The 19,070-nt window shown below is 34.2% G+C and carries 15 protein-coding genes and 1 tRNA gene; 1 reads left to right on the top strand and 15 read right to left on the bottom strand.

The window, feature by feature from the left end; all coding sequences use genetic code 11:
- Nucleotides 1–330: 330 nt before the first annotated feature.
- The 3 genes from PP182_RS04780 to PP182_RS04770 form a co-directional block, all read right to left on the bottom strand.
- Complete coding sequence (locus tag PP182_RS04780; protein WP_272650196.1) at nt 331–2,643, bottom strand: TonB-dependent receptor; 2,313 nt, start codon at nt 2,641–2,643, stop codon at nt 331–333.
- A 181-nt stretch (nt 2,644–2,824) separates the two neighbouring features.
- Nucleotides 2,825–3,733, bottom strand: coding sequence for a FecR family protein (locus PP182_RS04775; RefSeq protein WP_272650195.1), 909 nt, complete (start codon nt 3,731–3,733; stop codon nt 2,825–2,827).
- A 53-nt stretch (nt 3,734–3,786) separates the two neighbouring features.
- Nucleotides 3,787–4,305, bottom strand: coding sequence for an RNA polymerase sigma factor (locus PP182_RS04770; protein WP_272650194.1), 519 nt, complete (start codon nt 4,303–4,305; stop codon nt 3,787–3,789).
- A 107-nt stretch (nt 4,306–4,412) separates the two neighbouring features.
- Here PP182_RS04770 and PP182_RS04765 point away from each other — a divergent pair, with 107 nt between their 5' ends.
- On the top strand, nt 4,413–5,504 hold the full coding sequence (locus PP182_RS04765) for a hypothetical protein (RefSeq protein WP_272650193.1): 1,092 nt from the start codon (nt 4,413–4,415) through the stop codon (nt 5,502–5,504).
- Nucleotides 5,505–5,557: 53 nt separating this feature from the next.
- Here the strand turns inward: PP182_RS04765 and PP182_RS04760 are convergent, their stop codons facing one another.
- The 12 genes from PP182_RS04760 to PP182_RS04705 form a co-directional block, all read right to left on the bottom strand.
- Complete coding sequence (locus PP182_RS04760; RefSeq protein ID WP_272650192.1) at nt 5,558–6,085, bottom strand: hypothetical protein; 528 nt, start codon at nt 6,083–6,085, stop codon at nt 5,558–5,560.
- Between the two features lie 241 nt (nt 6,086–6,326).
- Nucleotides 6,327–8,282 carry a protein-disulfide reductase DsbD family protein gene (locus PP182_RS04755; protein ID WP_272650191.1) on the bottom strand — a complete coding sequence of 652 codons (1,956 nt, stop codon included), beginning with the start codon at nt 8,280–8,282 and terminating at the stop codon, nt 6,327–6,329.
- 53 nt (nt 8,283–8,335) lie between these two features.
- On the bottom strand, nt 8,336–9,787 hold the full coding sequence (locus PP182_RS04750) for a DUF3570 domain-containing protein (RefSeq protein WP_272650190.1): 1,452 nt from the start codon (nt 9,785–9,787) through the stop codon (nt 8,336–8,338).
- A 20-nt stretch (nt 9,788–9,807) separates the two neighbouring features.
- The gene (locus PP182_RS04745) at nt 9,808–10,020 is read right to left on the bottom strand and encodes a DUF4266 domain-containing protein (RefSeq protein ID WP_272650189.1); all 213 of its coding nucleotides are present in this window, start codon (nt 10,018–10,020) and stop codon (nt 9,808–9,810) included.
- Complete coding sequence (locus tag PP182_RS04740; RefSeq protein ID WP_419197721.1) at nt 10,013–11,005, bottom strand: FAD:protein FMN transferase; 993 nt, start codon at nt 11,003–11,005, stop codon at nt 10,013–10,015. Before PP182_RS04740 ends, PP182_RS04745 begins: the two co-directional genes overlap by 8 nt.
- 3 nt (nt 11,006–11,008) lie before the next feature.
- Nucleotides 11,009–11,452 (bottom strand): thioredoxin family protein, encoded by a 444-nt coding sequence (locus PP182_RS04735; protein WP_272650187.1) that lies wholly within the window; start codon nt 11,450–11,452, stop codon nt 11,009–11,011.
- A 297-nt stretch (nt 11,453–11,749) separates the two neighbouring features.
- Complete coding sequence (locus tag PP182_RS04730; RefSeq protein WP_272650186.1) at nt 11,750–12,634, bottom strand: diacylglycerol/lipid kinase family protein; 885 nt, start codon at nt 12,632–12,634, stop codon at nt 11,750–11,752.
- Entirely contained in the window at nt 12,631–14,592 is a 1,962-nt protein-coding gene (locus PP182_RS04725; protein WP_272650185.1) for an LTA synthase family protein, read from the bottom strand. Before PP182_RS04725 ends, PP182_RS04730 begins: the two co-directional genes overlap by 4 nt.
- Before the next feature lie 616 nt (nt 14,593–15,208).
- On the bottom strand, nt 15,209–16,696 hold the full coding sequence (locus PP182_RS04720) for an alpha/beta fold hydrolase (RefSeq protein WP_272650184.1): 1,488 nt from the start codon (nt 16,694–16,696) through the stop codon (nt 15,209–15,211).
- A gap of 105 nt (nt 16,697–16,801) precedes the next feature.
- The gene (locus tag PP182_RS04715; protein WP_272650183.1) at nt 16,802–17,095 is read right to left on the bottom strand and encodes a hypothetical protein; all 294 of its coding nucleotides are present in this window, start codon (nt 17,093–17,095) and stop codon (nt 16,802–16,804) included.
- Nucleotides 17,096–17,213: 118 nt separating this feature from the next.
- Nucleotides 17,214–18,344 carry a helix-turn-helix domain-containing protein gene (locus PP182_RS04710; protein ID WP_272650182.1) on the bottom strand — a complete coding sequence of 377 codons (1,131 nt, stop codon included), beginning with the start codon at nt 18,342–18,344 and terminating at the stop codon, nt 17,214–17,216.
- A gap of 640 nt (nt 18,345–18,984) precedes the next feature.
- Nucleotides 18,985–19,061 (bottom strand) — tRNA-Ala (locus PP182_RS04705).
- Nucleotides 19,062–19,070: the final 9 nt, after the last annotated feature.

Below are 19,070 nucleotides of genomic sequence, written 5' to 3'. Positions count from 1 at the left end.
AACATTCGTCTATATTTATTTTAAGCTATGTTGATTAAAAAATAGGTTTATTAAATAGGTTTTCCTCAACACGAAATCAACATCATTATTAAAATCACTTGATTTAAAAATCTTGTCCTTACAAACAAAACAACTAAGCATGCTATTTTACACGGCAGTGTGTAAAAATCTTCAACTAATTCGATGAATAACAATCTGGAATTTTAAATAACAGGCTTAGTCTGGGATATACATACTTTTAAAACAAACAGTGTAAAAAATGACTAGAGCGTTTTAAAATTAAAAGTGGACAATAACGGACCGTGAGCTCATGGCCATTATAAATTAGGTTTAAAAGGACAAACGAAAACTAAAATTGGGCGTAGTGTTTAACCCATATTTGTTTACCTCCTGCAGAGTACCGGAGTCATTGATATAATAGTATTTGTTAATATTATTTCTATGCCCTGAAATATTCCAAATAGAAAAACTTAAATCCGCCTTAACGTGCTCTGACAAATTCATCTGGTAATGCGCAGATAAATCGGTTCTAAAATATTCATCAAGCACACTGCTATTGGCAGGTTCATAATTTACTTGCCCATTTACAATTTCTTCCCTTATAATTGGCAGCGTAGTGGGTTTTCCGGAATGCCAAGTAAAACCTGCCGACAATTTCAATTTGTTCCATTTAAAGGATGAACCAAAAGTAATGGCATTGTAAATCTCCAAATTGTTGGGGAATGACCTTTCTGAAAACGCAAACCTATAATGATTCTCCATGTTGGAATAACTTAGCCAAGTATTAAACTTTTCCCATTCCTTTCTAATTAAAAAATCTATTCCATATGCATTATAACTCCCAATTGACTTAACAAATTCATACTGGTTTTGAAACCCTTGACTTTGAGCGGTAATTCCGGTAACATCTTTAATATAGGTCTCGCCGCTAACCAACCATCCTTTCTTTACATAATGAAGACCCGCTGAAGCTTGCCTACTTTTAATTAATGGGATGTCACTATTATTGGCCAACTGCCATCGGCGTTTTTCTATCCCCAAAAAATCACTTTGAAAATTGATGACCTGGGAAGTCACCTGATGCTTCATTTCACCAAGTATCTCAAAGGTAAAATGCTTAAAAAGCTTTTGGTTATAGCTTACTCTTGGTTCCAAGCGGTAAGTATCCAGCTTATCTATATAATTAAATCGAAAACCAATATTGATTTGTGCTGAATTATTCTGTGATTCTAAATGCAATTGCCCGTATAGCCCGTGGGTACTTATAATTTCTCGAACTTTTAGACGATATATTGGATCATCAACAAAATCGAAATCCGTTATTTGTGTTTGAGTAAATTGGTAACCTGTCAATAGTTTTAGCCCATTTTTCATCGTATAAAAACCATTGAATTTTAACCCGGTTTCCAGGACATGATTCTCTTGCATAAAAAGCTGGTCTTTTATTCGGTCTTGATTCTTTGCCTCAAGACCATAATCCGTAACATAGGCTTGGAGTTCAGAGGTAAAGGAATTGCTCCAATTTCTTTTATAATGCAATCCAAGCGAGAGGCTATTTTGGAATAAGGTGCTTGACCTGAAGTTTTGTGTAGCATCGGATACAAAATCTTCCTTAAAGTCAAATTCGTTACGTACATTCATAAAGCTGATACGCAATCTATTTTTATCGTTAATTTCCCATAGCCATCGTAAGCTGGCGTCATAAAAATCAAACTCTATATCGGCACCCTTTTGGTACTGTAAATTTGATTGTAGATCTGTGCCAGAAATTATTCTATCGGCGTATGAATTATAAGTTGGGGTTTTTACTAAATTACTTATGGAGTTTCTTGCAGCTACTTGTAAAGAGGAGCGCCTACCCAAAGGAATATCCGCGAAACCATACGCACTGATGAAATTAAGGCCTAGACTCCCTGTAAACTCATCGTTAAGATCCCGTGCAGTTCCCATTTCTATGGTTCCTGAAACACCATCGGTGTAGTCTACTTGACTTCCATTTTTAATTAGGCGTGTGTAGGGTGTCATAAAAGGATTATAAATGGAAATTAAACCAAAAAAATGACCCGATTGATACATTTTAATTCCATCCCAAAGCAATAAGTTTTGATCGTTCGACCCGCCTCTAATATTGATATTGGACACGGTTTCATTTATACTTTGCACTCCCGGCAAAGCTTGTACGGTTTGTAGAGCGTCGGTTTCCAAAAGGCCTGGGAGTATTCCAAAATTTGAAAAGTCTATGAGATAAGAACCGTCACTTTTCTTATTGATACCCTTTGTCAATAAGTTCATAATAACCACTTCGGAAAGTCTTTCGTCTTGTTGGTCTAAATAAATAGTTGAACAGCCATCGGAATTAAAAAAATCTGTTTCAATTATAGTTGTTTTATACCCTAGATGCCGAATCGTAAGCTTACGGTCAATCGTCTTTATCTTAAAATACCCTAAGGAGTCGCTTATCACTGCACTGTCATCACTCTGAATCGTAGCTGAAATAATCGGTTCTTTAGTTAATTCATCTTTAAGGTGACCACAAAAAACGAATGTTTTTCGAGGTTCTATAGTAATAAAGCCCTGGGATACTATTCTATAGTTAAGTTCCGTCTCCTTACCCAAATATTTAATTACTTTTTTTAGTGGCATAAGTTTAGGAGGTGCCTCAAGTAAAATACCTTCAGTTGTCTCAACTACATAATTAAATTGACATCGGTACCGGCTTTCTAAAATTGTTAGGACTTGGGCAAGAGGTAACTTCTCCTCTTTATTTTGACCCTGAAGAAACGAACCAATATGGAGGAATACCAATAAGAAAAGTAGCTTCCAACTATTCACTATATTTTAAAACGACCAGTTTTGGTGATTTGATAACATAAGTTAATCCCATTGGTAACGTAATAGATTCCAAAGCTTTATTAAGATCATCATGCGTAAATCCTCCCTTAAAAACATGATTCAAATCAACGTTCTTGGCTTCCACCTTTATACCATACTGTCTTTCTAGCTCTTGAATCACTTCAGAAAAAGGAACTTTATTAAAGTTACTAATATTTTTAAGCCATAGTGGTTTAACATTTGGAATCTTGTCAATAGCTATTCCACCGTCATAAACATGCAAGTATTGGCCAGGAAGCAATTTCTCATACTCTCCTTGGTATTCAACGCCAACACTGCCTTCATTGCAAACAACCTCAAAAAGTCCATCCCTACTTTTTACGTTGAACTTTGTACCTAAAACACTTACTTTGCCTTCCGAAGTAAGCACATCAAAAACTTCGCCTTTGGCTACTTTAAAATAGGCTTCTCCCGATAGTTTTATTTCTCTTTTTTTGTCCCATTTCTTTTCATTGAATTCAATCTCGGTCATGGCATTAAGCAAAACTTCAGATGCATCTGGCAAAAATACCGTAGTTTTTTCGCCCACTCCAGTATTTATTTCTGTTAAATTAGTAGAATTGAAAGCAAAGTAGACTCCAATGGCAATTACCAATAAGGCGGCAAATCGCATTAAAGTCTTATATGTATTAAACTTTTGCGTTGGCCTTGGTCTAGACTTCATCCTTTCCTTTAGTATATCAAAATCCGCAGGATTCAAAAATTCCTCGGCTTTAAAATACTTGGCCTTTTCGCCCAACTTTAAATGTAATTCATAGTCATCCAGCTTTTTAAATTCTTCCCATTCATCATTAGAAAGTGTGCCGGTCAACCATTTTTTTATAAGGTAATTTTCTTCCATATATTTTCTGCTACTTAAATAGAACAACTCAAAAACAATTTTTACGCGTCGCTCTACTTAAACTCGTCCATGCTACTCCTTAATTTTTTATAAGCATTGAATATTCTGCTTTCTACCACTCTTCTCGTAACACCCAACATTTCTGCTATTTCCTTTTGGCTCTTACCATCGGCCTTAAAAAGTAAAAAGGCCACACGTTGATTTTCGGTCAATGTGGCTAGGGCTACTTGGTATTTTTTTAGAAATTCTTCTTCCTCCAATAAATATTGAGGTGTCTCGATATTAATATCTTTTGGTTTCTGTTTTGCATACCTCAATACAACCTTTTCATGTTTTAACTCGTTCAGCATCATATTACTGGCTACCTTAAATAGAAAGGCTTTTGCCTTACTGGGACTTACGGTCCTACAATTATCCCATAGTTTAATAAAAGCCTCTTGCATTTTATCATTACAATCCGCACGCCCGTTAAATTTATAGTACAAGAACCCTAGTAAATCTTTGGAAAGTTTTTTATATATACCCGCGAAAATTTCATCATCACATACATTCTCGTTTAAATCTTTGGGCATTTTTTTGTTAATTAAAATCGGATAAATGTAAAAAAAATAGTCCTATGAGCGTAAATTGGCTAAGTTAGTTGTTCTATGTTCAACGGTCTTATTTAAAAAATTTATCTGTGAAAACTCGCTATTGGAGCCTTTTTGTATTACTTCTCATTCAGGTATTTATCTCCTGCAACAAGGAAAGTTATGAGCTTGAGCAAGGGCCAAAAGAAAAGTCACTTGAAGCCAATACAGAAATTGCGGATTTAATGCTTCGTGTTTCGATGAACGATGGTTCCAATGACAATATTCTGGACATGGCCAACTGCTTCAATATTCAATTACCTATAAATGTGGAGGCCAACGGACAGGAAATGACAATTGAATCTGAGGCTGATTTTAATCGAATCGAAGATATTTTCGATGCATTTACATCGGATGAGGATATTTTAAATATCACATTTCCCATTACAATTATCAAAAATGATTTCTCCGAACTACAAATCACTGACAACAATGAACTCAGTAATTTGGCCAGTGAATGTAATGGAGAAAATATTGAGGATGATGATATTGAGTGTATCGATTTTAAATATCCTATCAGCGCCTCGACTTTCGATATAAATACTGAATTGACCAATCGTATTTCAATTGCCAACGACAAACAATTGTTCGAGCTCATAAATAGTTTGAACGTATCGCTTGTAATAAATATGGAATTTCCCATTTTTGTAAGACTATTCAACGGTAACGAATTAGAAATCAATGATTTAATTTCACTTGAAGATATTATTACCGAAGCAAAAGATGATTGTGACGAAGAGGATGATTTTGATTATAATGACGAGGAGGATGAGGAGGATGAGGATGAAATTAACCTCACAGAATCTCAGTTTACGGAATTGTTAACTGTATGCAATTGGTCCGCAGAAGAAGTGACGCTGGATGGTGAAAATGAGACTAGCTCCTATAGCACCTATAGTTTTAGCTTTAATATGGACGGCACCATTTTGGCTGAAAATATGGACACTACTGTTACAGGTACCTGGTCAATAACATCCCAAAGCAATGATAATTTATCTCTCCTCGTATTAAATATGGATTCTCCATTGACCGGACTCAATATCCAATGGACCCTTGTTGAAGTTAATGATGAAGATGATGGTACGCGAATAGAAATTGAATCAGGGAGTAATGAATTAAAGCTCAAAAAAGAATGTGATTAGTGTTTTTTTATTTGGAATTGCTATTTATGAGGCGTACTCCAATAGAAAATATATTAGGCGGTAAACACTAATTTAGAAGCTATTTCAAATTCGACCAGCTTCGATTTCCCAGACTTTGTAAGATATTCTGGCTTTGAGTTTAAAAACTCGTAGTTACTCAACGTAAAATTGGTGTTTAAGTGAATTAAGTCGTCGATCATCTTTATATTACCAATAAAGGAGGCTGGACGAGCCTTTCCGAGCGATGTTAAATCCCCACCGATAATAAAAGTACTTATGGTTTCGGTCAGCTCATCATATGCGAAGTCGTCCATAAAGCGACCGTTAAAAAAATCTTGTGGTGTAAATGGACTAAACCCTAAACCAAATTCTTTTCTGAGATTTTGTCTTGCTTCCAAAGATTCAAAAATAAAGTCTTTTTCTTTGAACGAGAATAATAATCCCCCATCAACAGATAGGCTACATGCTATGGGCATTTCTAGCATAATAGGCTTTCTAGACGTAGTTTTTCTATCATAGATAGATAACATACCTATTCCGGCAAAACAATAATTAGATGGAATATTTTCAACACTGACCATAAAGATTATTTTAAAGATTGGTAATAAATTTAAATATATAGTCCTCGTAAAATAAAACTCATTATGAGTGATGGATTCTAAGTGATGATAGCAGAATAACTTTAAAATAAATTATGTAATTAGGTTATACAATTCATCATTAACCATATAACAACTATAGTGGTACTATTACGCATTAATCAATGGGTTTTAGCATATTTAAGTATCAGAAAACTATAAAATTGGATTTTTTGTGCCGGGTTCAATAATTCGTTTTGTCTAGACTTCTCTTTAGCCACAAATAATATTCTTCTATTCCGGAATATTGAATTGGCTGGTTCAACAACTCAAGATTTGGATTTAATGTGACATAATAAGGTTGGGAGGAAGTTTTAAAGTTTATAGACTGAAAAGTTGCCCATTTGTCACCGACAGTGTTGATTAGTTTTAAGTGCGTATCGCTAACTTTATAATTAAATTCTGAAAGTTTGCCCAATGGTTTTCTGTCGTCAACATACAATGAAATCAATACAAAATCATTTTTTAAAATTTGATGAATCTTGGGAATACTCCAAACATTTTCTTCCATTTTTCTACAGTTAACGCATGCCCATCCGGTAAAATCCAACAAGATTGGTTTATCCTTTGCTTTGGCATAGGCGTAACCTTCGTCGAAGTCCTTAAAACAATCAAGTCCTAGAGGGCAGTCGTATTCCTGGTCGTAAAGACTATAGAAAGATGGTGGCGGAAAACCGCTGAGCAGTGTTAATGGAGCGTTTTTCTGAAGCCCGGAACTAAGGTAAATAATAATGCCCCCTATAATAATTCCCGTTGCTATGTTGCCAAAACTAAGTTTCTTTCTCTTTTTATGAGGAAAGCGAACTATACCAAGGAAGTATAGGGCCGATAACACAAATAAAATTATCCAAATTCCAATAAACACTTCTCTTTTCAACAATCCCCAATGGCTCACTAAATCGGCATTAGACAAGAATTTAAAGGCCATTCCAAGCTCTATAAAACCTAACACAACTTTTACCGTATTTAACCAACTTCCTGATTTTGGAAGGGAAACCAATAACTTTGGGAAGAGTGCGAATAAGGCAAATGGCATGGCCAAGGCAATACCAAATCCTCCCATACCTGCCGTTAGTTCCATGGCTCCCCCATCTGCAGAAAGTGAACCTGCTAAAAGTGATCCCAAAATTGGCCCTGTACATGAAAAGGAAACCAAGGCCAAGGTCAATGCCATAAAAAATATGCCCAAAATACCACCAATGTTAGAAGATGAATCCATTTTATTGGACCAACTATGTGGAAGGGTTAACTCAAAATACCCAAAAAAGGAAAATGCAAACACCACGAAAATCAAAAAGAATGCAATGTTCAACCACACATTGGTAGATATGGTATTAAGAATTTCTGGATTCACCGAATCCAAGAAATGAAATGGAATACTCAATGCGAGGTAAATTAAAAAGATAAAAAGACCATAGGTCATAGCGTTCATAGTGCTTTTTACCTTTGAACCGGATTGCTTGGTAAAATACGAAACCGTAAGCGGAATCATAGGAAACACACAAGGCGTCAACAATGCTACCAACCCCCCAAGGAAACCTAGAACAAATATTTTCCACAGGCTACTATCATTACTTAAAGGAGTAGCAGAAGATTGGAGCAACTGCTTGTTCTTTAGATCAAGGCGCAATGCCTTTGAAAAAACCTCACTCTTCTCGTCCAGGACAACAGTATCCATAGTCGCGTTTCCACCATCAAGTCCTATATTAAATTGCTTCTCCTTATTTAAACAAACTTCATTACAGACTTGATAACTAAGAATTACACTAATCTGGCGTACATCGGTATTTAATAATTTAACCCTTTGAGTAAACCTGGCCTCATTGATAAAATAGGTTTCTTCTACATTAAAAATGTCATTGTAAGCTTTAAAAGTGTCACCTTCCGTAGTAGGGCCGATTAACTGATAGTTCTCCCCGGAATTAATAAAATTTAATTTGGCAGGTAACGAGCCCCCCTCGTCTGTAAATTGTGAAAATAAATGCCAATCATCTAGTAAATTACCCTGGATAATTATATTAAATTCATTTTTGGATATTTCTGAAACAGAAACTTCCCATGTTACTGGTTCTACATCTTGAGATTCCATTACAGTAACGCTGGAAATTATCAAAAAGACTGCTAGTATAAGGTTCTTCATAATAGAATGGGATTAAAATTTTGAAACCGTTTGTTTATAAATTAAATACCGTTTCAATCCAATACGAATGTGAAACCCCCGGTAATAATATTTGCTTTAAAACCAGAATTACGACGGTATGCACTATATCTTAAATTGATGCTTTTTAACCCAAATTTTAAAAGATGGTATTTTGTAAAAATATCCGTATACCCCACACCTAAACCGTATTGCTGGGCACTAAATTTTGACAAATCATAATCTGAGGTATAGTAAGTTCCCGTAGATAAATTTTGTTCGTATGGTGCAAAATAATCCGCATGGGTCTGATTGTAATACCTAAATGCAGGGTAGAACGTAAATTTTTCAGAAACTTTAATTGGAACTTCTAAATTTGCCGTATTCGAATTTACTCCCCAATCATCAAAATAATACCTGTAATAAGTTCTTAGGGCAAGGTATTCGTTTATGTAATAATTAAAACGCATACCTATTGGAATTTTAAATCTGCTATTGGGCATTCTTTCTATATCATCGGCCAACTGAAAAACATCCTTATTAGTAAAGGAAGTGTAATTGGGTATACTCGAAGGATTACCAATATAGTAATTTGGGATATCACCAAAATATACCCTTTGCAGAGGATTTGATAACCAACCTTGTTGTTTTACTACATCTAAAAAGAAAGATATCTGAGCATTCTTGCTTAATATTTGTGAAAATCTAATTGATGCTGAATAGGAATTACGAGATTTATCTTGAATCAGACTAAATCCGCTTATAGGACTCCAATTTGTACTTTCGTTACCGTTTTGATCGTATATGGTTATTCCACTAAAAAATCCTAAATTCAAATTTCCATTTACAGCCTCATAAGCTTTTAATTCAGTGGGGTAAACGGGCTTCCATATATCTAAATACACCTTTGCACTCAGCCCTAATGTGGTATTTTTTTCATTGAATTGCTTTAACAATCCTCCTCCAAAACCTATGGAAAAATAGTCATATTCTGTTGCAACGGATGCATCTGCATTCCAAATAGTGTTTCTGTTATCTGAACTATGTGAATAATCCAAACTAAAACTGGCCCAAGTATCTTGACGGGAAGCCCCCGTTGAAGCTGCCCATGGTGTAGGTGAAAATACATTCGTATACGTAGTTTCTTTGGAACTCGAAGAAGCTCCTGTGACAATTCTAGTTCCACTTGGAACTTGTATATTTCTGTCAAAAGGATTTCCATTACTGGAAGATGCCGATGTATACGTAGATATACCTGCATCTACAGTGAGTATATCATCTTCATTTAATGGGATACTTACTACAATTGTAGGTGTAAAATCTGTAAGATGTTCATTACCAATACCACCGGTTACTGAAGCATTTTTTCCATTTTGAACATAATAACTAGACAAAAAATCTACTTCCGCAGATTCCAAAACACGCTTTTTATATTCTTTACTTGAATCGTTCTGGGCAATTATTTTTCCTAAGGAAAATATAGCCACTATTATGAATAAATTTTTCAAAATCTTATGCTTATAACAAATTAATTACAGCCACAACCACCACCAGACTTACCACCATTGGCTCCAGAAGCACTTTCCCTATATACTTGAAAATTGGTTTGAAACCGATCAAATCTCTTTTGTGACAAGGCCATATCCGGATCATTTAGGTTAACCTTTTCATATTCTTTAACAACCACGCAAGAACTAAATGAGGTAAGAATAACTACTATTAACAATGCTTTTTTAATCATTTTCAAGTTGTTTTAATTCAATATTTTTTGAGGTTATAATTTTATTGTCTTTATCTACGATAATACATTCAACACCATTTAGTTGATTTATAAAATCCAACCCAGTTTCTACACCCATTACAAAAAGTGATGTTGCCAATGCATCGGCAAACTCTGCTGTTTTTGTAAAAATGGTTGCACTTAAAATTCCAGTTGAAGGATACCCAGTTCTAGGGTCAATAATGTGAGTATATAAAATATCATGGAATCTTACATATTTTTCGTAGTTACCAGATGTGACTACTGCACTATTATGGATGGGCATCCACGAAAAAACTTTTTCTTTATTTAAAGGGTTAACTATGGCTACCGTCCAGTCTTCTCCGTTTGGTTGTTTGCCCCAAGTATCTAAGTCTCCAGATGCATTGATAATACCCGCAACTACACCCTTATTTTGTAATAATGCTTTCGCCTTATCAGCAGCATATCCTTTGCCAATAGCGCCAAAACCAATTTTCATCTCCGGGAGCCTTAAAAAAACGGAATGGTTTTCCGCGTTCAGGATTATATTTTCATACCCGACTTTTTCAACTGATTTTTGGATTTTTTCTTTTGTAGGCATTTCGGTCATAGAACCATCAAACTTCCAGATTTTGTCCATGGATGCATAACTAATATCAAAAGCACCGTTCGTTAATTTTGAAATTTTTATAGCTCGTTTAATAAGTAGAAATAATTCGTCATCAACAATAACTGGTTTTACACCTGCATTTCTATTGATTTCCGATGTCTGTGAATTTTTGTCCCACGAGGATATCAAACGTTCAATTCTTGATATTTCCGCGATGGCTTCATTAACGAAGCTATTGCCAGAAGTTGAATCGACTGCCACAACGGTTAGATCGAACCTGTTCCCCATTAACTTTAAAGTGCGTGGATAGACTTGTTGTGATGTTGCCGATATACATATGAAGTGAAATAGTATAAAGTAAGCCCAATTTTTCAAAATCTAGAGTGTAAAAGATTCTAACAAACTGATATATTCCTTTGGTGTTATTTTCTTATAACTAGTTTCGCCCAATAACTTACCGTTTTTATCAAATACGACAACTAAGGGAAAAACTCCGTTTTTGTTATAGGCCTCGGCCAATTTGGCATTTGCATCTGCTTGTTCTTTAGGTAGTGCATTTTGTTTTTTTCTGGGGAAATCTGCCTGCACCATAAGGAAATGCTCTTTTGAATACGTTTTAAACTCCTCGGAACTCCAAATACTTCTGTCCAACTTGATACAAGGAGCGCACCAGTCCGAACCTTGGAATACCAAAACAATGGATTTGTTTTCTGTTTTGGCCAATTCTTTCGCTTTGGAAAAATCTTTGAGCCAATCTTGGGCAAAAACACTATTTCCGATAGTCATTGCCAGGATGAACATTAATATTATCCGCTTTTTCATCTTATTTTAATTTTACTTTTTGGGTTGCGCTTATTTTTATGTTTCGTCTTTGAGATTCCCTCATTTTATTCAAATATTTTACTAGGATCAATTATTAGTAAACTCCATATGAACTTCATATCGCTAGAGTTATGCATACCGTTCTGAAGTATTTTAGACTAACTGATAAAATCAATGAACTTTCATTAATAAAACAACTATTTATGCTTTATTACACAACACTGAATTGATTAATTTTTAATTGGCTAGACTGAATAATAATTTACAATATCAAATAAGTGGAATACCTATGAAAAATTATACCAAGACCTCTAGTGCATTGGGCAATACCTCAACATCAATCTCGTTTTTTTCCACTACCAATGGTTCTCCATCTTGTTGGATAAGCCATTTATAGCTTCCATTTTTACAATGCAATTTTAGAGTTTTGACTTGCTTATAGGTTAGCCCTTTTATTATTTGAGATTGCCCAATAAACAGTAAAAAAGCAAACCACAAGATTTTCAGTTTGTTGGCGTGTTCAATTAAAACAATGTCCAAAAGTCCATCTTGTAAAGATGCCTTTCTTGTAAGTGAAACATTGTAGCCCAACATATTGGAGTTGGATATAAAGAACAAAAACGGGTTGATATTTTTAGTTTTTCCGGCCAGTTCCAGGGTAATATCCTGCAAGGGTTTAAAGTTAAAAAACGTTTTTACTGTAGACTTTAAATAACCCAGAAGTTGGTGTCTATTTCCTAGGTGGTAAGAATTGATTACGGCAGCATCAAAACCAATTCCCATATTGCTGAAAAAATAAGAATCGTTAACCTTACCGATATCTATACGTGAGGTTTTATTTTTCTTGATAAGAGCAATGGCCTTATTTGTATCGTTGGGTATGTTTAGGTTGGAAGCCAATCCATTACCAGATCCTATAGGGACAATACCTAAGATAATATGGGAATTTACAATTGCTGATGCAACTTCATTTATGGTTCCGTCTCCACCGCAAGCGACTATAATATCAGCCTTCTCAACAACCGATTCTTTTGCTAAAAATTTAGCGTGTCCCTTGTAATTGGAATATTTGACTACAATTTTATAGTTGTACTTATTAAAGAATCTTAGTAAATATTCTTCGCTTATTTTACTTTTTCCTTTGCCCGCTTTTGGGTTTACTACAAAATGAACCTTTTTCATGGGTTCATTTTTATGGTTAACCCATCATTATTGTACAAATAATCGGCCACCTGAAAATAGGATATTGATTCCTTTAAAAATTCGGAATTGGAAGGCAACGCCTCCAAACTATTATCCGATTTATTCCAATGATAAAAATTAGCCGTTTTTTGGTCTCCGAGGACCATGAGCTCATCGCCCTTTAATAATCCTAACTTTCTATAATTACCAATAAATGCCCGTTCATCTTGCTTATTCATTTTAAATACATCCTTGCCAAATAGATTACTTTCATAGTCCCAACCTAATTGGGCGAACAAAGTTGGGAAAATATCGATTTGGGAGCAGAGTTTTTCAATATGTTCGTTTTTGGTAATATTGGGGTTTAGAATCATTGCAGGTATGTGGTAATTGGCCACATCTAACTCCCAACGCCCCGCACTGCTTGCACAATGATCGGCCATAATAACAAAGACTGTATTATTGAACCATGGTTTTTTCCTTGCCTCCTCTAAAAATTTGCGAATGGCAAAATCCGTATACTTCACAGCGCCATTTCTACCTGACCCAGATGGAATATCAATTTTGCCCTTAGGATAAGTATAAGGTTTGTGGTTGGATGTAGTCATTATAAAATTGAAGAATGGTCTTCCACTTGCCGCATAGATATCAGACTCCTTAATTACTTTCTTATAAATATCTTCGTCACATACGCCCCAGGCATTTTCAAAAGTCACTTCATTATCATCAATATTTTTTCGGTTCGTAACTATATCCCCAGAGGGAAGGAAACCCCTTCCCCTATCAACAATATCGAAACCATTCCCACTGAAATATTTATCCATATTATCAAAATAGCCATCACCTCCATAAAAAAAAGTTCGGCTATAGCCTTTTGATTTGAACACTTCCCCTATGGTAAATAAGTTTTGATTTTTAGGGCGTTTAACAATGCTTCTTCCGGGTGTTGGTGGAATGGAAAGTGAAATCGCTTCCATACCCCTTACAGTTCGGGTGCCTGAAGCAAATAAATTGTCAAAAAACAGCCCTTTTCCAGATAGTGAGTCTAAAGTTGGTGTAAGTTGGTCCTCATTCCCAAATACACCTAAAAATTTAGCGCTTAAACTCTCAACACATATAAAAATTACATTAGGTTTTCTATCCTCGCCATCATTAACTATAAACCTTCTCAAACTGTATAAATCGGAATAAGTACTATCGGTCGCAATTTTCTTGTTGACCTCTTTAAAGGCTTCCTGATTATTAATGGTTTTATAGAACTCTTTGTAACTAAGTTCATTGTTCCTAAAGGCAGCGAAAAATGAATAGATTCCGGCCTTGGCCAACTCATTATTATATCTGTTTTCGGAGATTTCTGCATGCTCGTTCTTAACGAACAATGTAAAATATATCATTATCCCAAAAATGGCCAAGCTTGGAATTAAACGCTTTTTAAAGTTATCCTTACTACTAAAAGCTTGATTGAAAATTTTATATCTGCTTAAAATAAAAACCGTTAAAATGACCAATAATAAAACACCTCCAACTAGAAATGGCAATGGATAAGATTCATTAATATTCTTAACTACTTCGTATGTGTATATTAAGTAATCCACAGCTATAAAGTTGAAACGCCTATGAAACTCACTCCAAAATGTAAATTCAGCAAAGAAGGAAAAGTATATAATCAAAAGACCTATTGCGAAACCGGAATAACATATTATTTTGTCAATATAGGAACCTATAAATCTTTTGGGCATGGCCATAAAATAAAGGGCGGCAACTGCCCCAAAAAAGGAAACTGTACCTATATCATAAAACAATCCAATTAAAATTAAGGTAGACAGTCCAATTAATCCAAAGTCGACTTCAGTGAAATTCCATAGCAAAAATACCAGCCTAAGAAAGAATGAAAGGAAAATAAATATAAGGGCAAAAGCCCCTACTAACGTAAAACGTTTTGAGAATTTGATGCGCATTTTGGTCAGATCAGTTTTGAATTTTATTTAATGAAAATCGAGTATACCGATTGATATACATTTTTTTAAACAACCATCTTGATCAAACTACTTAACAGATTAAGTTAAATTTTGCGAAAAATCAATTAATCGAGAACTACGTTTAAAAATTGAAAGTCAAGAATCTATATTATAGAGAAATTAACGCTCCCCATTGAATATTAGCTAACTGAAAAAGATATTGAACTCCAATAAATACAGGGTATACGTAATAAAAGAATGCGAATAGGCAAGCGATTAAGGCTCGCTGATAGCGTGATACGTTGGGGGTTGGGTAGTTTTAAAAAATTTAAAACACTGATTTTTCAGACTTTAATTTCAAATTGTCTGGGTGGCAGGATTAGATCTTAACTATTATATTAATCATATTTCAATCATTAATACATTCGAAAACTTCACTGTTGATCAATTTCCTATCGCTTTTATAAATGACCTTAAAGTAAGATGACTTACTTTCTGATAAACCAATTTTTGTCTCCCACCAAGTTCAATTGCAAATATGAGTCCCAAAAATCGTTCGTTTTATGGCACAATAAAAAATAATGTGACGGTTTTATATATAGCTTGTAAGCAGTTATTAATCAGTTTTAAATATAGGACTTTCTATTTGTCCAAAACATTCTGGATTTGGTTTAAAAGTCGGATTGTTAAAAAACTCGTTCGCAGCTTGCATAGCACATGGATTGCTCCAATAAGTAGTTGGGCCGTGTTTCCAACCTTTAAAAATTAAGTGATGGCTGTTCGTTAAATTATTTGTCATTAATCTAGCCCATTTAACGGGTGTTTCATTGTCATATTCTCCACTTATTAATAAAGTTGGAATATCACTTTTGATGGACTCATTCTCGATTTCTGAAACTTTTTGAACATTCCAAATATTACATATTTCATTACCAAATACGGTTGGTGATAACCCCTTAACTGCTGGATATTTGTTCGTTTCGAGAGCGATTTTTTCTTGAGAATTAAATGGATTTTCTTCTGCGCACCAAACTGATAAGCGCATTCCCTTTCCAATTCCACCACCAGGTTCTTGGAATAAATATTGAAGTCTTTCTTTTACTGAAGTTAAATCATTATTAAGTAGTTTGTTTATTTCGAATGGAATATTAGGTACACTTCCCGTAGAAGCTGAAGTGAAAACGGTTGTTAAATCTTTTCCTTTGAGATAAAAAGTTTCCGGTTCGCCACTTTTGGGATTTTCTACTTTTACCTCAAGTGGATTAATTGTTTTTTCTTCCAAATATTTGAGAAAGCGACTTTTAATGTCTGGAAACGCATTATTGCAATCAGAATCTGCTTGGCAATCACTAAGTAATTTATCTAATGCCCCTAAAAGATTGTTCACGCTTTCTTCATCATAATTAACTTCTAATGGAAGCGGTGAATCCATTACTACACTCCTAATTTTATCTGGATAATCTCGTACTAAAACCTGTCCAATTTTAGTGCTGTAAGACATAGTAAGCAAGTTGTATTCTTCAATTCCCAATACATTTACTAAGTCGTTAATATCGGCAGCAATTTGGTTAGTTGTGTAACTGTTTAAGTCAATTCCATTCTTTCGTAACCTTTCGTTGCATATTTTGGCTGCTTTCTGGAAAAGGCTATCGGTTTTGGTAGTGTCGAAATTAGGAAGATTAGATTCATAAACCGCATGCGCCCATTCGGGACAATCTAAACTTGGTTTTGCGTATTGAGTACCCCTTTGCTCGAATAAAATAAAATCTCTATCATCAAGATACTTGTAGTATTCCATATATTTTGATGCACGCATAGAAGTATAACCAGGACCACCAACAGTATATAAAATGGGGTCGGGTTTTGGGTTTTTGCTTCGACTTTTGAAAATGTATATTGGTAACTTTATTCTGTTTCCGTTAGGGTTATTTCTGTTTTCGAGAACTTCTAAATATCCAAAAGTATAGTCTTGTCCTTCAGGAATTTTATGAGTAGTTTTTTTAGAAACTGAAAAAGTCGGAACAAATTCTGTTGCTGAATTTTGTGCCAATTTGCAATTTATTAAAATAGAAATAAGTGCAATTAAGTATAGGTTAGATTTCATAGGCTTTTAATTACTTTTTGTTGCTGTCCAAACTGCTAAAAAATTTTTATCTATTGAGTGTGTCGTGCCTTGCAACATACCATCTTTATAATAGAAAGTAGTATTCTAAATACCTGAGTTATCACCTGAAACTAAAGCACCATATATAACTTCCAGTTGCGTGTTGATTTGAGCATTTCTGATTTTTACACCTTCGCGATAAAATTCGCCTTTTAATGTGTTGCCTTCAATTTTAGTGATGTTCATCATAGCAAAATTTGAATCTGTTTTATCCTGTGGGCTCATATCGAGTTTCCATTTACCAACTAAAACATTTAAGTCAATATCTGTGGATTGGGCTCGCATATTACTAGGAATTGACAGTAATAAACTAAATAATAATACATTAATAATTTTCATATTTATAGATTTTTTGATTTGACACAAACCTATATTTTTGATAATGAAAAATAGTTTCAAATGGCAAATTGAAACCTAGTTAGTGCATTAAAATAGTATCATTATGAGAATTGACACCTTACTTTTTAGTCTTTAATTCGCTTGGTAAAATGCCGAGTTGCTTTTTAACAGCGCGGTTAAATGAAGACTTTGAATTAAAACCTGCGTCCATAGCTATACTCAGCAAAGTATATTTTGAATGATTGGAATTTTGCAAAAGTGATTGTACTTCTTTTACTCTATATTCATTTACAAAGTCATTAAATCGTTTGTTATAAACCTCACTTAGACTTTTTGAAATGAGGTACGGTTTAATATTTAACTGTTCTGAAATACTATTGAGTGAAAGCTCTTGGTCTTTAAATAACTTATCGTTTTCCATTGCATTTTCAAGCTTTCTAGATATGTCTTTAAGTCGTTCTAAATCGTCAGGATTAATAATGGTCTTAATTGTAAGCTCTGGGTCGTTTCGTCTAGAAAAACCTTCTAATCCTATCCAATATGTTATTATGGCAATCCCTATAAAGAAAGGATAGTAATAAAATCGTGTAAAGTAAAAATAAGAACCATCGTTTGCAGATTTATAAATTATTAGGTCAACTAAAAGAACAATTAAAACTAATGAGAAATAGACCAAAAATGATTTTATAATACGTTTAATCCAGGCCAATTTAATAGTATTAATTTCAATCTTTTCATTTACTGAATTCAACAGTTTTTGAGATTTGTAGGCATACACAATAATTAAAATACTAGCCACTATATAAATGGTTGAATTGTTCATCCATAGTACATAACCATAATATCCTAACCACGACAAACTTTCTTTTGTACCATCCCAATATAAATTCTGAAGTCTTACAAAAACACTACAGCATATTTGAATAATGACAGGAAGAAAATGTATCCAATCTTTTCTTGAAAACTTATAACTGGATTGTGTTTGTGCTTTTGTGTAAAAGTAAATAAGCGCACCATAGACCCAACTTATGTCTATCATTATATAATACCAGCTATCATAATATCCCAAACCAAATAACCTCATTATTTGAACACAAAGACGGTAAGAGAGTAGAATTAAAATAATTGCTAATATTCTATTAGCGAACCTATTATATTTAGTGGATTTTAAAAGGATAAATCCAAAAATTAATCCTTGTATTGAGCCAACAGCCAGTAGAAGTATGATTACAATCGTTCCTGTGTCCATAATCCTTGATATACTAAGTAATTTGTCATTTTGAAATTACCTTTATGAATGTCTGGTCAAATTGCTTCCATTGAATTTCATAACCTGTGATGCGGGGTTTCGAGTATCGAAACATAGCATTTCAGGTCGGCATAGCCGAATGCAATTCGAGACGTAGGGATATAATTCGCATGGTTAATATATCCATTACACGAACATTAAAAATATGCAATTTAGTCCAATGATTTTCCAATGTAAGAAAGTCCCTAAAAAAGGCCGCTTTACAAAGCTCTTTAGAAAATGTAGTAAGTCTCTTTAGCTGTTCCTATTAAAGAACTATTGATTTATATTCGATTTCCCAATATGATTGATATTCAGCAGCAATACAACAGAATTACTAACTGAACTGATTAAATCAAGGGATTTTATTAAATAAGGAATTATTGTTACTTAAGAATTCAAGGCTATAGTGCCCTTCATCTTATGCTTTTACTCATCTTATTCTAAGAAACTAATCTTTAAATGACCATTGAAGCCGTTATGCCCTCAATGTTATTTTTGCTTTTTAGTTTATAAAAAAGCATTAAAAATAAAATGCATGCAATCTGCGTGCAACACTAAAACAAAAAAGCTTCCAATTTCTTGGAAGCCCTGTATTTATTGGTGGAGAATACCGGATTCGAACCGGTGACCTCTTGCCTGCCAGGCAAGCGCTCTAGCCAACTGAGCTAATCCCCCATTTTTGAG

Source organism: Maribacter sp. PR1, assembly GCF_028464145.1.
GTDB lineage: Bacteria > Bacteroidota > Bacteroidia > Flavobacteriales > Flavobacteriaceae > Maribacter.
This window is presented reverse-complemented; position numbering and strand designations above follow the sequence as displayed.

What these genes read in the sequence shown, in the direction of transcription:
- PP182_RS04780 (WP_272650196.1), bottom strand. Translation starts at nt 2,643, where the DNA reads ATGCCACTAAAAAAAGTAATTAAATATTTGGGTAAGGAGACGGAACTT.
- PP182_RS04775 (WP_272650195.1), bottom strand. Translation starts at nt 3,733, where the DNA reads ATGGAAGAAAATTACCTTATAAAAAAATGGTTGACCGGCACACTTTCT.
- PP182_RS04770 (WP_272650194.1), bottom strand. Translation starts at nt 4,305, where the DNA reads ATGCCCAAAGATTTAAACGAGAATGTATGTGATGATGAAATTTTCGCG.
- PP182_RS04760 (WP_272650192.1), bottom strand. Translation starts at nt 6,085, where the DNA reads ATGGTCAGTGTTGAAAATATTCCATCTAATTATTGTTTTGCCGGAATA.
- PP182_RS04755 (WP_272650191.1), bottom strand. Translation starts at nt 8,282, where the DNA reads ATGAAGAACCTTATACTAGCAGTCTTTTTGATAATTTCCAGCGTTACT.
- PP182_RS04745 (WP_272650189.1), bottom strand. Translation starts at nt 10,020, where the DNA reads ATGATTAAAAAAGCATTGTTAATAGTAGTTATTCTTACCTCATTTAGT.
- PP182_RS04735 (WP_272650187.1), bottom strand. Translation starts at nt 11,452, where the DNA reads ATGAAAAAGCGGATAATATTAATGTTCATCCTGGCAATGACTATCGGA.
- PP182_RS04730 (WP_272650186.1), bottom strand. Translation starts at nt 12,634, where the DNA reads ATGAAAAAGGTTCATTTTGTAGTAAACCCAAAAGCGGGCAAAGGAAAA.
- PP182_RS04725 (WP_272650185.1), bottom strand. Translation starts at nt 14,592, where the DNA reads ATGCGCATCAAATTCTCAAAACGTTTTACGTTAGTAGGGGCTTTTGCC.
- PP182_RS04720 (WP_272650184.1), bottom strand. Translation starts at nt 16,696, where the DNA reads ATGAAATCTAACCTATACTTAATTGCACTTATTTCTATTTTAATAAAT.
- PP182_RS04715 (WP_272650183.1), bottom strand. Translation starts at nt 17,095, where the DNA reads ATGAAAATTATTAATGTATTATTATTTAGTTTATTACTGTCAATTCCT.
- PP182_RS04710 (WP_272650182.1), bottom strand. Translation starts at nt 18,344, where the DNA reads ATGGACACAGGAACGATTGTAATCATACTTCTACTGGCTGTTGGCTCA.